9 protein-coding genes, 8 tRNA genes and 1 pseudogene are annotated in these 14,519 nt (G+C 41.1%); 13 read left to right on the top strand and 5 right to left on the bottom strand.

What is annotated here, in order from left to right; translation table 11 throughout:
• Positions 1 to 517: M2 family metallopeptidase (locus tag L650_RS0110890; protein WP_029773126.1), on the bottom strand; the 517-nt coding region annotated here is incomplete at its 3' end.
• A gap of 167 nt (positions 518 to 684) precedes the next feature.
• On the opposite strand from L650_RS0110890, the gene L650_RS0110885 reads away from it, so the two are divergent.
• Positions 685 to 2,961 (top strand): acyl-CoA dehydrogenase, encoded by a 2,277-nt coding sequence (locus L650_RS0110885; protein ID WP_029773125.1) that lies wholly within the window; start codon positions 685 to 687, stop codon positions 2,959 to 2,961.
• A 66-nt stretch (positions 2,962 to 3,027) separates the two neighbouring features.
• Here L650_RS0110885 and L650_RS0110880 read toward each other — a convergent pair whose 3' ends face one another.
• Together L650_RS0110880 and cysK are read right to left on the bottom strand one after the other, a co-directional pair.
• Positions 3,028 to 3,462 carry a hypothetical protein gene (locus tag L650_RS0110880; RefSeq protein ID WP_029773124.1) on the bottom strand — a complete coding sequence of 145 codons (435 nt, stop codon included), beginning with the start codon at positions 3,460 to 3,462 and terminating at the stop codon, positions 3,028 to 3,030.
• 146 nt (positions 3,463 to 3,608) lie between these two features.
• Positions 3,609 to 4,577 carry a cysteine synthase A gene (cysK, locus tag L650_RS0110875; RefSeq protein ID WP_004589513.1) on the bottom strand — a complete coding sequence of 323 codons (969 nt, stop codon included), beginning with the start codon at positions 4,575 to 4,577 and terminating at the stop codon, positions 3,609 to 3,611.
• A gap of 366 nt (positions 4,578 to 4,943) precedes the next feature.
• Between cysK and L650_RS0110870 the strand changes: the two genes are divergently transcribed.
• The 12 genes from L650_RS0110870 to L650_RS0110815 all read left to right on the top strand — a co-directional run bounded on the left by L650_RS0110870 (position 4,944) and on the right by L650_RS0110815 (position 10,481).
• Positions 4,944 to 6,095: a dicarboxylate/amino acid:cation symporter gene (locus L650_RS0110870; protein WP_024033649.1), complete on the top strand. Its 1,152-nt coding sequence runs from the start codon at positions 4,944 to 4,946 to the stop codon at positions 6,093 to 6,095.
• Positions 6,096 to 6,254: 159 nt separating this feature from the next.
• Positions 6,255 to 6,905, top strand: a complete 651-nt coding sequence (gene uvrY, locus L650_RS0110865) for a UvrY/SirA/GacA family response regulator transcription factor (protein WP_004589511.1) — start codon at positions 6,255 to 6,257, stop codon at positions 6,903 to 6,905.
• Between the two features lie 11 nt (positions 6,906 to 6,916).
• Positions 6,917 to 8,740 carry an excinuclease ABC subunit UvrC gene (uvrC, locus tag L650_RS0110860; RefSeq protein ID WP_004589510.1) on the top strand — a complete coding sequence of 608 codons (1,824 nt, stop codon included), beginning with the start codon at positions 6,917 to 6,919 and terminating at the stop codon, positions 8,738 to 8,740.
• Positions 8,741 to 8,782: 42 nt separating this feature from the next.
• Positions 8,783 to 9,328 (top strand): CDP-diacylglycerol--glycerol-3-phosphate 3-phosphatidyltransferase, encoded by a 546-nt coding sequence (gene pgsA / locus L650_RS0110855; RefSeq protein ID WP_024033647.1) that lies wholly within the window; start codon positions 8,783 to 8,785, stop codon positions 9,326 to 9,328.
• 208 nt (positions 9,329 to 9,536) lie between these two features.
• Positions 9,537 to 9,612 (top strand) — tRNA-Gly (locus L650_RS0110850).
• 27 nt (positions 9,613 to 9,639) lie between these two features.
• A tRNA-Cys gene (locus L650_RS0110845) sits at positions 9,640 to 9,713 on the top strand.
• A gap of 36 nt (positions 9,714 to 9,749) precedes the next feature.
• A tRNA-Leu gene (locus L650_RS0110840) sits at positions 9,750 to 9,836 on the top strand.
• Between the two features lie 90 nt (positions 9,837 to 9,926).
• Positions 9,927 to 10,002 (top strand) — tRNA-Gly (locus L650_RS0110835).
• A gap of 39 nt (positions 10,003 to 10,041) precedes the next feature.
• A tRNA-Leu gene (locus L650_RS0110830) sits at positions 10,042 to 10,128 on the top strand.
• Between the two features lie 60 nt (positions 10,129 to 10,188).
• Positions 10,189 to 10,264, top strand: a tRNA-Gly gene (locus L650_RS0110825).
• A gap of 19 nt (positions 10,265 to 10,283) precedes the next feature.
• Positions 10,284 to 10,357: transfer RNA gene (locus L650_RS0110820), tRNA-Cys, on the top strand.
• 37 nt (positions 10,358 to 10,394) lie between these two features.
• Positions 10,395 to 10,481, top strand: a tRNA-Leu gene (locus L650_RS0110815).
• A gap of 523 nt (positions 10,482 to 11,004) precedes the next feature.
• Here L650_RS0110815 and L650_RS0110810 read toward each other — a convergent pair.
• Positions 11,005 to 12,600, bottom strand: a complete 1,596-nt coding sequence (locus L650_RS0110810; RefSeq protein ID WP_029773123.1) for a BCCT family transporter — start codon at positions 12,598 to 12,600, stop codon at positions 11,005 to 11,007.
• 183 nt (positions 12,601 to 12,783) lie between these two features.
• Positions 12,784 to 14,189: pseudogene (locus L650_RS0110805) on the bottom strand (alanine/glycine:cation symporter family protein).
• Positions 14,190 to 14,519: the final 330 nt, after the last annotated feature.

Below are 14,519 nucleotides of genomic sequence, written 5' to 3'. Positions count from 1 at the left end.
CCATTTTTGCGGTCATATCACCAAGGCTTAAACAGCTGCCATCGTCTTTACAGTATTTACCCTTACCGTATAAACCACCTAGCTCTGCCACAATAGTTGAAAGTTGGGCTGTTTTTTCGGCGTCCTGAGGAGCGGGTAAAGTAAGCGCAAGTTTAAGTTTATTAAGCTTGCGGCGTGCATCGTAATCAAGCGCTAAGTCGTCAAATTGGGCTGCCTGATTGGCTAAACGTACGACCGACTCGGTCATTTTACGATTAACTTCGGCAGATAACGCCGAGGTGTCGTGTGTTATAAAGTTTGCGTAAATCCACTCAGCGCGGCTCGACTCTAGGTAAAGCTCACTTAGTTCTTGCTCGGCTTTGGCAATAAATGCATTGGCATCTTGTTTTGTAAGAGGCTTCTCGGTCTGTGCTGAATCACTAGTGTCTATGGCTATTTCTGCTTCGCAGGCGGTTAGCGCTAATGTACTTGCGACTATGAGGGCGCTCATACTTAGTTTAAAGCGTGGCGTGTTCATTGTATTCCTTTGGTTTATTGTTATTAAGAAAGTGATAATAGCAGCGATGTTTAAAACAATAAAATTAATACGTTAAGGCGTGTGGTGCATCGCGCAATGATTGTATTTAAACTAAGATGGGTCATAATTAAGTTACTATTTTCATTCAATGTAAAAGGAATGTGCTCATGTCAGTATTTATAATATTGCTGGTCGTGGTGGTGGTTATTTTTGCAGTCAAAGATATTCGCCTTAACCTGATCAGCCGTCCTACGTTTAAAATGTTTAAAAAGGTACTTCCGCCGCTCTCGCAAACTGAGCGAGAGGCAATGGAAGCCGGCGATGTATGGTGGGATGGTGAGCTATTTAGTGGTAATCCAGATTGGCAAAAACTGCATAGCTTTCCAAGGCCTGAGCTTAGCGATAAAGAAAATGATTTTATGGATAATCAGGTTAACACGCTACTGGCGATGCTAGATGATTACCAAATTGTACAAAAAGACAAAGACCTGCCAAAAGAAGTCTGGGATTACTTAAAAACAGAGGGTTTTTTTGCGCTGATCATTCCTGAAAAATTTGGTGGACGTGAGTTCTCTGCCATTGCTAATTCAACCATAGTGTCAAAAATTGCCACAAAAAGCTTAACTGCGGCGGTTACTGTTATGGTGCCTAATAGCTTAGGCCCAGGCGAGCTGTTACTGCATTATGGCACAAAAGAGCAACAAGACCGTTGGCTACCAAGCCTTGCAAGTGGTAAAGATGTGCCGTGTTTTGCACTTACCGGCCCAGAAGCTGGCTCTGATGCGGGCAGTATTCCCGACTCTGGCGTAGTGTGTAAAGGGCAGCATAATGGTGAAGAAGTTATAGGCCTGCGTTTAAATTGGTCTAAGCGTTATATTACGCTTGCGCCGGTGGCAACCGTACTTGGCCTTGCCTTTAAAATGTATGACCCAGATGGGTTATTAGGCGATGAAAAAGAGCTAGGTATTACCTGTGCGCTAATCCCTACTGATCATGAAGGGGTAGAAACGGGTGAGCGCCATTATCCATTAAACATGGCATTTATGAACGGGACTACCTACGGTAAAGATGTTTTTATTCCGCTAGATTGGATTATTGGTGGTGAGCAGGGCGCAGGGCGAGGCTGGCGCATGTTGGTTGAGTGTTTAAGTGCTGGGCGCGGTATTTCTTTACCTGCACTAAGCACCGCAACAGGACATTTAGCCTCTAAAATGACTTCTGCTTACTCTGTGGTACGCCAACAGTTTGGTGTATCAATCGGCCAATTTGAAGGTGTACAAGAAGCCTTAGCGCGTATTGGCGGGTTAACGTATACATTAGAGTCTGCGCGTTTAATGACCGCAGGCGCAATAGATTTAAAACTGAGCCCATCGGTTGTTACCGCCATTGCAAAATACCATATGACCGAAATGGGGCGTACGGTAATGAACGATGCAATGGACATTCATTCTGGTAAAGGTATTCAAGTTGGGCCTAATAACTATTTAGCCCATGGTTATATGGGGATCCCGGTATCGATTACCGTTGAAGGGGCAAACATTTTAACCCGCAACTTAATGATTTTTGGCCAAGGTGCCACCCGTTGTCATCCGTTTGTGTTAAAGGAAATGGAAGCTGCCGCAATGGAAGACGATGATGCAGCACTTGATCAATTTGATAGTTTATTGATGAAGCACATTTTATTTGCTGCCAGTAATGCCGGCATGGCTTTTGTGCATGGTCTTACGCGAAGCTGTTTGGCAAAAGCGCCCGTGTGCGGTGCAACCGCTGTGTATTACAAACAGCTAAGCAGAATGAGCCGAGGGCTTGCTTTTACTACAGATGTAGCCATGTTGGTACTTGGTGGCGAGCTAAAGCGTAAAGAGATGATTTCGGCGCGTTTAGGTGATGTGCTTAGCCATTTATATTTAGCGTCTACTGTATTAAAGCGCTTTGAAGATGAAGGGCGCCAACAGGCTGATTTACCTTTTGTGAAATACGCTATTGAAAATTCTCTTTATGAGATAGGCCAAGCGTTTGACGGTTTTTTCAAAAACTTTTCAAATCAGGTGGTTAACTTTTTACTTAAACGCATTGTGTTTCCGCTGGGGAATCACTACCACAAGCCAAGTGATGAAACAGCCCAAAGTATTTGCGAGCATATGACGCAACCTGGGGTGTTTAGAAACCGTTTAACGCACTTATGTTATGTAGATGAAAATGCGGGCACAGGCGTGATGGAAAATGCATTTTTAGCTATGCACGATATGCAAACACAGTTTAAAGAATTAAAACACTGGCAACGCAGTGGTAAGGTCCCTGCAACACTCGACATAGAAGGCGCAATAAATTACGCACTAGAGAATGAGCTCCTTGCGCAAGCAGATGCCGATGCAATGCACCATACCAATAAACTAAGAAAACAAGCAATTGCCGTTGATAACTTTAAACCCGGTGAATTATAACGCTTAAGATAAGCGCTAAACGCAAAAAGGCCTTACATGTGTAAGGCCTTTTTTGTGGTGTATAAGTTAGCGTGCGTAAGGGTCTGCAACTATTTTATCTATATACCATTTCCCTTTTTTACGAAGCATTTTAACGCTGCGCATATCATCGACTTTATCGCCATTAAAGTAGCCTGTAAAAATGAGGTTTATTTTGGCGTTATCGCCATATTGTTCGCGTACGCTCATGTTGGTCATATCGACTTCAATTACTACTTCATCGTATTGCAGGTTTACTAAGTTTCGGGCAAATTGCTTAGCGGTGCCATAGGATTTCATAATTCGGCTGAGGTTAGGGGTGGCCATTGTACTGGCTTTTTGTAAATCTTTTTGATTATACAATGCATCAAAGTAAGCGGTGGCTGTATCGCCCGGTGAGTCGCCCAGCGTTTGTACGCTATCGCCACAGGCGGCTAAAAATAAGCATACGATAAAACTTAAATAAGCTGTTATTTTTTTCATGTTGAATGTTTTTAATTAGTTTTTTTAAAGTGTGTGGTTAATTAAACAAGATGTAAAGCAGCACTGGGGAATAAATAGAAAATTGAATCATAAATAATAAAAAAGGATGCCATAAGCATCCTTTTAAGTAACTCAAGGAGAGAAGTTTACTGTACTAATTCTTGCTCGCTAAATTCTTCAGCAAACATTGGGCTAGACAGGTATCGCTCTGTGGCACTTGGTAAAATCACCACAATATTTTTATCAGCGTTTTCTGGCTTTTCAGCAAGGCGTTTAGCGGCAACAACAGCTGCGCCTGATGAAATACCCACTAAAATACCTTCTTTTTTCATTAGCTCATGAGCCATGGCAATAGCATCTTCGTTTGATACTTGCTCAGCACCATCAATCACACTTAAATCAAGGTTACCAGGAATAAAGCCTGCGCCAATACCTTGAATTTTATGTGGACCTGGTTTTACTTCTTCGCCTGCAAGCGTTTGGCTAATAACAGGTGAGTTAGTTGGCTCAACTGCAATCGCTTTAACATCTAGGCCTTTTTCGTTTTTAAGGTAACGGCTAACACCTGTAATAGTACCGCCAGTGCCTACGCCTGCTACAAAAAAGTCTACTTTACCATCAAGCGCTTCAAAAATTTCTGGGCCGGTTGTTTCAAAGTGAATTTTAGGGTTAGCTGGGTTTTCGAACTGTTGTAATAAAATGTATTTTTCTGGATCTGTTGCTTGAATTTCTTTTGCTTTTTCAATTGCGCCATTCATACCTTTAGCGCCATCTGTAAGCACTAAGTTAGCGCCTAATGCTTTTAATAGTTTGCGGCGCTCTAGGCTCATTGTATTTGGCATGGTGAGTGTTAATTTGTAACCACGTGCTGCTGCAACAAATGCAAGGGCAATACCTGTATTACCCGATGTAGGTTCAATTAGTTCTTTACCTTCAACAAGCTGACCTGATTTTTCAGCTTCCCAAATCATTGATGCACCAATACGACATTTAATACTAAAGCTAGGATTACGCGATTCTACTTTAGCGTAAACGTTTCCGCCTGTTACGCGATTAAGTTTTACCAGTGGTGTATTACCAATGCTTAGTGAGTTATCTTCAAAAATAGTAGACATAATGTTCCTTTGGATACAATCTGATCAATGTGTTAATAGGCTTTGCTATTAACTATATAAATACACTTTACTGCGAGTTTAAAAAAACTAAAGTAAAGTTTGGCTATAACATATATCTATTGGGCTTATAACCAGCCGAAATAAAAATTAGTTATTATTGTTGCTTTAGTTATTAAAGATGCGGGCTCATTTTTAAATTTAAAGAGTAAATTTCGCCACGTAGTTAAAAAATGCTCACAGTAGGCTAATTATTGCGATGTTTTTGTGTGTTATTTGCGCACATGAATATAACTTGAATACTTTTATCACACAATGCACCTAAAACATGTTAAAAACACTCTATCTATATTCAACTAAGCAATCACAATGAAGTTAATCTTAAAATTAATTGCCGGTATTGTGGCCGGTATTTTGGTCGGACTTTATGTTCCTCTCACAGGTGTTGAGCTTTTATTTACTGTTAAAGAACTTATTGGCCAACTCATTTCTTTTACCATCCCATTAATTATTTTATTTTTTATTGCTTCGGGCATTGCGGGCTTGCCTAAAGGGTCAGGCCATTTATTAGGTAAAACTGTTGGCTTTGCTTATAGCTCTACTGTAATTGCGGGTACGCTTGCCTTTTTATTAGTAAGTGCGGTTATTCCACTGCTAAGTGGCAATATTACGTTTGAAGCCGAAGTTGCCACTGAAATTGGCAGTTTTATTGATTTAGAAATTCCACCGCTGATGGGTGTAATGACAGCGCTTGTGACTGCATTTGTGTTTGGTATTGGCATGAGCCAACTTGAATTAGAAACACTTAAAAAAGTGTCTGATCAGGGTCGCGATGTAATCGATGCTTTATTATCTAAAGTAATTATTCCGGCATTACCATTTTACATTGCGGGTGTATTTGCAGAAATGACCGTAGCAGGTACCGTGGTCGATACACTGCAAACCTTTGGTGTTGTGCTTATTGCTGCACTTGTAATGCACTGGCTGTGGCTAACCGTATTATATGTTTCTACGGGGATATTACTTAAACGTAACCCGTTGGAGCTCGTTAAAAATATGCTTCCTGCTTACTTTACAGCACTGGGGACAATGTCGAGCGCGGCAACCATTCCGGTGTCTTTGCAATCAAGCAAAGCAAATAACGTAAAAGAAGATGTAGCAAACTTTACAGTGCCACTGTGCGCTACTATTCATTTATCGGGTTCTACCATTACGATTGTGACGTGTGCAATGGCCGTTATGTTTTTATCGCCAAGCATGGAAGTACCTTCTCTAATGGGGATGCTACCGTTTATTATGATGTTAGGGGTAGTAATGATTGCAGCGCCAGGTGCGCCTGGTGGAGCAGTAATGTCGGCGCTCGGTTTATTAACCAGTATGCTTGGCTTTAACGAAGGCGCTGTTGCACTTATGATTGCACTTTACCTTGCGCAAGATAGCTTTGGTACTGCGTGTAATGTTACAGGCGATGGCATTATTGCCCTATGGGTAGACCGTTTTAGCGAAAAAGCAGCGTCATAAAAAAACTAAAGTACTGGTTTTTAGCAGTAGTAAAATAATGCTAAAAGATGAGTACACCTAAAGCGAAGCAATAATATTAGTTATTGTTTCGCTTTAGGTGTGGTAATGTGGCAAATTAGATTGTTTGTCGCGTATTGTTAGGTTAATGAGGGTATTACATTGATTAATGTGCTTTTAGTTGATGACCATGAGCTGGTACGAACTGGTATAAAACGTATATTAGATGATGTACGTGGTTTTAAAGTGGTAGGCGAAGCTAAAGATGGAGAGGCTGCGGTACAGTTTTGTCGCCAGCACGCACCTAATATTGTATTAATGGATATGAACATGCCTGGCATGGGTGGCTTAGAGGCCACTAAAAAGATTTGTCGCTATTGCCCAGATGTAAAAATTATTGTGCTTACGGTTAATTGCGAAGACCCGTTTCCATCAAAAGTGATGCAAATTGGCGCGCATGGCTTTTTAACCAAAGGTGCAGGCTCTGATGAAATGGTTCGTGCTATACGTTCTGTTCATGCAGGTCAGCGTTATATCGCCCCAGAAATTGCACAACAAATAGCCCTTGCACAAGTAACAGGGCGTACCGATGAAAACCCTTTTCAAAGCTTATCTGAGCGCGAGCTACAAATTATGCTAATGATCACCAAAGGTGAAAAAGCTCAAGATATTGCAGAGCGCTTAAATTTAAGCTCAAAAACAGTGAACAGCTACCGTTACCGTATGTTTGAAAAATTAAACGTAGGGGGCGACGTTGAGCTTACTCATTTGGCTATTCGCCATAAAATGATTGATATAGACGTATCTCATTAATTTTTTAATTTATGTCTGAATTCGATCACGCCCAATTTTTAAAAACGCTATCAAGTGAACCGGGTGTATACCGTATGCTTGATAGTGAACAACAAGTTATTTATGTCGGTAAAGCTAAAAACTTAAAAAAACGAGTAAGTAGCTACTTTAGATCTAATCTAACCGACAGTAAAACCCGTGTGTTAGTGAGTAATATTTGCGATATTGAAGTTACGCTCACAAACACCGAAACCGAAGCCCTGCTGCTTGAAAACAACCTTATAAAAAAATATCAGCCGCGTTATAACATTTTATTACGTGATGATAAGTCATACCCCTATATATTACTTACCAGTCATAAACATCCGCGTTTAGCCTTTCATAGAGGCAGTCGCAAGGTAAAAGGCGAGTACTTTGGGCCTTTCCCAAGTGCTGGCGCAGTGTCGGAAAGTTTGCGTTTAATGCAAAAAATATTTCCTGTACGTCAGTGCGAAGATGCCTATTACCGTGCCAGAAGCCGCCCGTGTTTACAGTATCAGCTAAAGCGCTGCTCAGCACCGTGTGTTAATAAAGTGACAGAGCAAGAGTACGGCGAACAAGTTGATTATGTACGTAAGTTTTTAACAGGTAAGTCGCACGAAGTAATAGCCGATTTAATAAAAAAAATGGAAGCGGCGAGTAAAGACCTTAACTTTGAGCTCGCAGCTAAAGTGCGTGACCAAATTATGCTACTGCGCAAAATGCAGGAGCAGCAGTCTATTTCAGGTAATTTTGCTGAAATGGATGTGGTAGGTTTTGCGCACTTAAATGGATTAAATGGGATTCATTTATTAATGATCCGCGATCATAAAGTGCTAGGCAGTAAAACCTATTTTCCAAAAGTACCTAAAGATTCGGGGCAAGAGGAAATACTCACTTCGTTTTTAGGGCAATATTATTTAGCGCCTGGTGCGACAGGGCGCATAGCAAAAGAAATTATTTTACCGTTCGAGATTGAAGAAAGTAGCGCATTGAGTGAAGCGCTTACGCAAATTAGTGAGCGCAAAGTATCGCTTAAAGTGGTTACCCGCGGAGAGCGAGCACAATACCTTCAGCTTGCTAATAAAAACGCATTAAACAGCATTACCGTTAAACAAAGTACGCAAGACTCTATAAACAAACGTTATGCACAATTAAAAGCGACCCTAGGCTTAGATGATATAAACAGAATGGAATGTTTTGATATCAGCCATACCATGGGGGAGAACACAGTAGCCAGTTGTGTAGTATTTGATTCGCAAGGGCCAAATAACAAAGAGTACAGGCGCTACAACGTAACGGGTATAACCGGCGGTGATGATTACGCGGCAATGGAGTTTGCACTGAACAAACGCTACAACAAAGTGGTAGATGAAGACAAAATTCCTGACGTTATATTCATTGACGGTGGTAAAGGGCAACTAGGCCGTGCAGAGCAGTATTTTGCTACGTGGCCACATGCTAAAATGCCGCTGTTAGTCGGTGTAGCAAAAGGCACAAGCAGAAAGCCAGGCCTTGAAACCTTATTAATTGATGGCGGGCGAAAAACGATTCCTATGGATTCGGATGCGCCAGCACTTCATTTAATCCAGCATATTCGCGATGAGTCGCACCGATTTGCCATTGCAGGACACCGTAATAAGCGCCAAAAACAGCGCACGCAATCATTATTAGAAGAGATCAACGGAGTAGGTTCTAAGCGCCGCCAAACATTATTAAAATATTTAGGGGGCATGCAAGGGGTAAAAGCTGCTAATATAGAACAGTTAAAGAAAGTTCCTGGGATCAGTCCTGACATGGCTGAGAAGATATTTAACCATTTGCATGACAAGGGCTAGCCCTTCATGCGAATATAGAAAAAAAGACATATCCAAGTAGTTATGTGGAATATTCCAAACACACTCACAACCTTTAGACTTTTTCTTATCCCCATATTTTTGGTGATATTTTACTTGCCTTATAGCTGGGCGTTTTTTGCTGCCGCTTTTATTTTTTGGCTTGCATCAATCACCGATATACTTGATGGCTATTTAGCACGAAAGCTAGAGCAATCTACGCCTTTTGGTGCGTTTTTAGACCCTGTAGCCGATAAGGTTATGGTGTGTGCTGCACTTGTTGCGCTCTCTGATCATTATCAGTCTATGTATATGACGATTCCGGCCCTTATTATTATTAGCCGTGAAATAGTGATATCTGCATTACGTGAGTGGATGGCCGAACAAGGCAAGCGTGGAAACGTTGCGGTATCAAATATGGGCAAAATAAAAACCGCGGCGCAAATGCTGGCGATTATTGGCCTAATTTGGCAATACGATACGTGGATGATCTATTTAAGTTTTGCTTTATTGTATATAGCCACCTATTTAACACTGAGCTCTATGGTGCAATATTTAATGGCTGCATGGAGTGAATTGACCAAAAATTGATTGTAAACGTCTAATAACGCACCGTTTTAGATAAAAAATAATCAAACAGTTCAAAAGTGGCATTTTTTGTGTTGACGCGTTTAATAATCTCTGTAGAATGCGTCCGTGTTGAGAGGGCATAGCCCCTAAGATAAAGAAAACCAAAGTTACTTAGTTAGCAGCGTAAACATCGCAAGGTGTTGAATAACGCAGATAATTAAATAATAATGCGGCACTAGCTCAGTTGGTAGAGCGCGACCTTGCCAAGGTCGAGGTCACGAGTTCGAGCCTCGTGTGCCGCTCCAAGTTTTCATTAGGTTGTCCAACGGTTTGGCGGAATGGCAGAGTGGCCATGCAGCGGATTGCAAATCCGTCCACCTCGGTTCGACTCCGGGTTCCGCCTCCATTCAACACTCCACATGCTTTAAATAGCAAACTCGATGCCCGAGTGGTGGAATTGGTAGACACAAGGGATTTAAAATCCCTCGACTAACAAGTCGTGCCGGTTCAAGTCCGGCCTCGGGCACCACTTTGTGGTTTAATTACATCGCCAAGTGTAATTTATAAAAACAATGTTACATAAATTAGTTTATGTAATTAAATTTAGAATTAATATGATGCGGCACTAGCTCAGTTGGTAGAGCGCGACCTTGCCAAGGTCGAGGTCACGAGTTCGAGCCTCGTGTGCCGCTCCATATTAGTTTTATCCACTTGCTTTAAATAGCAAACTCGATGCCCGAGTGGTGGAATTGGTAGACACAAGGGATTTAAAATCCCTCGACTAACAAGTCGTGCCGGTTCAAGTCCGGCCTCGGGCACCACTTTTAATTATCCTACCAAGATAATTGAGAGTTAGATAAAATATTAATGAAAAGTTTAACGCGGCACTAGCTCAGTTGGTAGAGCGCGACCTTGCCAAGGTCGAGGTCACGAGTTCGAGCCTCGTGTGCCGCTCCAAATTATTTGGAAGCGTTAAGGCGGAATGGCAGAGTGGCCATGCAGCGGATTGCAAATCCGTCCACCTCGGTTCGACTCCGGGTTCCGCCTCCATTTAATTACTCCACATGCTTTAAATAGCAAACTCGATGCCCGAGTGGTGGAATTGGTAGACACAAGGGATTTAAAATCCCTCGACTAACAAGTCGTGCCGGTTCAAGTCCGGCCTCGGGCACCACTTTTACTAAAGTCCTTTTAGTAAATTAAATACTCCCTATTTTTAAATAAACATCCATTTTTTATATAACAATCACTTTGTTTATGTTTTTGCCTATTCCTTAAAGATTAATAGCAATTGGCTTAATCAAGTGACTAATTTTGAGGCAGACAATCGTGCTTAAAGCAAAGCATACGTATTGCTACACGTTAGCGTTAGTTGATTAAACCTACATTACTTTTCCTATATCCCTTTGCTGCTGCCGTCTAAATCCAATTCAGTTCATCAATCAATTTTGCATACATGCGCGACTACCTGATGATATAAACTTGATAGCTAAAGGTGTAACTAATAGCGCTTGGTTATTATGCGCTGATATGTGCGCTCTATTTATTTAAAACAACGTGTTTTAGAGGTGTATTGCCAAAGCTAAACAGTTTGATAATTAAATACGGTCGTTAATGTATTAGCTGAAGTGTAGGTAAGGGAGGAAATAAAGTGCAAAGCAAAGCGACACAAAGCCGCTTTGCTAAAGTACATAATGCTATAACTTTGTTTGTGCCTTATAAATAGGGTATTCGCTCATTAAACCTTGAATAAGCGCCACGCACATTAAAATAAGCACAATTGAGAAAGGTAACGCAGTGGTTACTACTCCCGATTGCAAGGCCTGCAAGGCTTGAGAGCCACCTACCCACAGTAATACGGCGGCTATTGCCCCTTCAATCGATGCCCAAAATATACGTTGTGGTACCGGCGCATCAATTTTTCCGCCAGCGGTTATGCCATCTATTACAAGTGAGCCAGAATCAGAAGAGGTAATAAAAAACACTAAAACAAGCACAATTGAGATCACACTAATAAGGCCACTAAGCGGAAGCTGCTCATAAACCTGAAATAGCGTCACAGAGATATCGGTTAACCCGTTTTGCCCAAGTGGGCCTACTTTATCAATAATTTGTGAAATCGCTAAATTACCAAATACCCCCATCCACACTAAGCTTAATAGTGTTGGCAGGCCAATGACGACTAATAAAAATTCCCGCACGGTACGGCCTCTAGAAACGCGGGCAATAAACATTCCTACAAACGGTGACCACGATATCCACCATGCCCAATAAAATACTGTCCAGGCATGCATCCAGTCTTCATCTTCACGGCCAAACGGATTACTAAGTGGAACCATATGTTCTACATATGCACCAAAGGTAAACCATATTGCTGTAATTGAGTCACTAAAAGTAAGCGATATTATGGCTACAAGTAAAATAAATGCACATATAAGATTGATGTTACTAAGTACTTTCACACCCCCTTCAATGCCTTTAATAACAGAAACAATAGCAATACAGGTAACGAGCGCTATAACTGTAATTTGAAAAGCGGTACCGTAGTCAGTGCCCATTAAATAATTAATACCACTTGTTGCTTGCTGTGCCCCTAAACCAAGAGACGTTGCTAAACCAAAAAGCGTAGAGAGTACAGCAAGTATATCAATAACATGACCCAGCCAACCCCAAGCACGATCGCCAAATAAGGGATAAAACACGGAGCGTATAGATAACGGAAGGCCTTTATTGTAAGCAAAAAACGCTAAGCTAAGTGCAACAATGGCGTAAATTGCCCAACCATGTAAGCCCCAGTGATACATGGTGGCGCCCATGGCTAAAGAGTGAGCTTCTGGGGTATTTGGCTCTGCGTTCATTGGCATTAAGTACCAATCAGTAAAATAGGCTGCGGGCTCTGCGACACCCCAAAACAGTAAACCTATCCCCATTCCTGCGGCAAATAACATTGCCAGCCATGAGAGATAACCATGTTCAGGTTTTGCATCAACACCCCCTAAGCGAATTTTACCAAGAGGGGAGAGCGCAAGTGCAAAGCAAAATAATACGAAACCATTAGCAATCAACATGAAGTAACTATCAAATTTATTGATAATGGCATCTTTAGTTGAGGTAAGTGCTTCCCTGACCACTTCAGGGTCAAGCAATAAGGTAAGGGCAACAAATAGTATGACTAAAAATGCGCTTATTCCAAACACTGGGTTATGAACATCAAACCCCCATTTTTGTACGTTATCTTGACCTACCTGATAATCGGTAGTGTCAATACTGTATTTGTTCAATTGGTCATCCATCATGACTCCTTTATATTATAGATAACAAACTTCAATTTTATAGTACGTAAGTAAATCAAAAAGCGCCTATTACTGATATTTAATTATGGTATATATCTCTGAAATACATTAATAAATTTTTATATAGTTTGAAAGGCAAAAAAAAGCGAGCTAATGCTCGCTTAATAATTTTTTAATTTAGCGTTACTTCCACGCGTTAGGATCAACCTCTTTGGCAAGCTTAGGGTGCTTGTCTTTGTCAAACGTAGGTAATACTCCTTGCTTGTTTTGCGCGTTGTAATCTTTTGATAACCACACAACAACGCCTGAAAGCATAAACAGTGCAACCACGTTTACAATAGCCATTAGGCCCATAGAAATATCAGCAAGTGTCCAAATAATACCTAGTTCACCAATGGCACCAAACATAACCATGCCTAATACGAGTAATCTAAATATAAACATTCCTTTAGTAGAGTTGTGCTCTAAAAACATTAGATTTGTTTCGGCATATGAATAATTCGCGACAATAGAGGTAAATGCAAAAAACAAAATGGCAATGGCAATAAAGTAAGTACCCCAGTCACCTACGTGCTCTTGTAGTGCAGCTTGCGTTAACTCTATTCCCAATACACCCGATTCAGGTACAAGTTGATTAGACAGTAAGATTAATGAGGCAGTGGCTGTACAGATCACAATAGTATCTATAAATACACCTAGCATTTGCACATACCCTTGCGAGGCTGGGTGCGGTGGATAAGGTGTTGCCGTTGCTGCGGCNTACCCATACCGGCTTCGTTCGAAAACAAACCGCGCTTAATACCTTGGATCATAGCTTGCGTTACACCATAGCCAATTGCACCGGCGCCTGCTTGCTCTAAACCAAAAGCACTTTTTATTATAAGTACAATAACATCAGGTAGGGCAGTAAAGTTAATCGCACATACATATATAGCAACTAGCAAATAGGCAAGCGCCATAAATGGAACAACCATTTCGGCAAAACGTGATATTGTTTTTAATCCACCAAAAATAATGATGCCAGAGCCAATTACAAGTGCAATGCCTACTATATACTTAGGTACATCAAACGCTACTTCAAATGCGGCAGCAATAGAGTTTGACTGTACAGCATTAAATACCAGGCCAAAGGCTAAAATTAAGCACAATGAAAACAACACACCCATCCAGCGTTTGCCTAAACCACGCTCCATATAATAAGCAGGGCCACCTCTAAAGTTGCCATCAGCGTCTTTAGTTTTATAAGCTTGCGCTAACGTACTCTCTGCAAAGCTAGTTGCCATACCTATTAAAGCAATCAGCCACATCCAAAATATAGCCCCAGGGCCACCTAAATAAAGTGCCACGGCAACACCGGCCATATTACCTGTTCCAACACGCGCCGCTAAAGAAGTACAAAAAGCCTGAAAAGAAGAAATCTCATCTCCACCACATTTACGTGAGCCAAACATAACTTTAAACATATGGGGGAATTGTACAAATTGAATAAAGCCTAACCGAATGGTAAAAAAGACACCTGCTGCTATCAATAAGTAGACGAGAACTTGGCCCCAAAGTAAGGCACTTATACTATTTATTATATCTGTCATGAATACTACCTAAGTACATGAGTTAAAAAAGTGCTGGCAACTTACCATAACAAATCAAAAGAGTTTAGTTTTAAAAGCAAAAAAGCAGTCTTATCCACAGGCTTTTGTGGGTAACATGTGCTTTTAATGTGAGGTTCTTATGGGTATAAATTAAATGCAATTTTATTCAATAAAACGCTTGCGTAAAAATCTGTTCTCCCTATAATGCGACCCCACTGAGACGGCAGAGCGCAACGCATAGCGAGGCACGAGCTACTCAGTGAGTTGAGTAAAACTTAGTTTTAAAAACTTTCAAGTTTAACAAAATTAAGTGTTGACAAAAAAATAGGA

It is taken from the genome of Pseudoalteromonas sp. TB51 (genome assembly GCF_000498055.1).
Classification (GTDB): Bacteria; Pseudomonadota; Gammaproteobacteria; order Enterobacterales; family Alteromonadaceae; genus Pseudoalteromonas; species Pseudoalteromonas atlantica.
Note: the sequence above shows the minus strand (reverse complement) of the source record. Positions and strands in the feature narration are given on the sequence as shown.

What these genes read in the sequence shown, in the direction of transcription:
- pgsA (WP_024033647.1), top strand. Translation starts at nt 8,783, where the DNA reads ATGTGGAATATTCCAAACACACTCACAACCTTTAGACTTTTTCTTATC.
- L650_RS0110880 (WP_029773124.1), bottom strand. Translation starts at nt 3,462, where the DNA reads ATGAAAAAAATAACAGCTTATTTAAGTTTTATCGTATGCTTATTTTTA.
- L650_RS0110885 (WP_029773125.1), top strand. Translation starts at nt 685, where the DNA reads ATGTCAGTATTTATAATATTGCTGGTCGTGGTGGTGGTTATTTTTGCA.
- cysK (WP_004589513.1), bottom strand. Translation starts at nt 4,577, where the DNA reads ATGTCTACTATTTTTGAAGATAACTCACTAAGCATTGGTAATACACCA.
- L650_RS0110870 (WP_024033649.1), top strand. Translation starts at nt 4,944, where the DNA reads ATGAAGTTAATCTTAAAATTAATTGCCGGTATTGTGGCCGGTATTTTG.
- L650_RS0110810 (WP_029773123.1), bottom strand. Translation starts at nt 12,600, where the DNA reads ATGGATGACCAATTGAACAAATACAGTATTGACACTACCGATTATCAG.
- uvrC (WP_004589510.1), top strand. Translation starts at nt 6,917, where the DNA reads ATGTCTGAATTCGATCACGCCCAATTTTTAAAAACGCTATCAAGTGAA.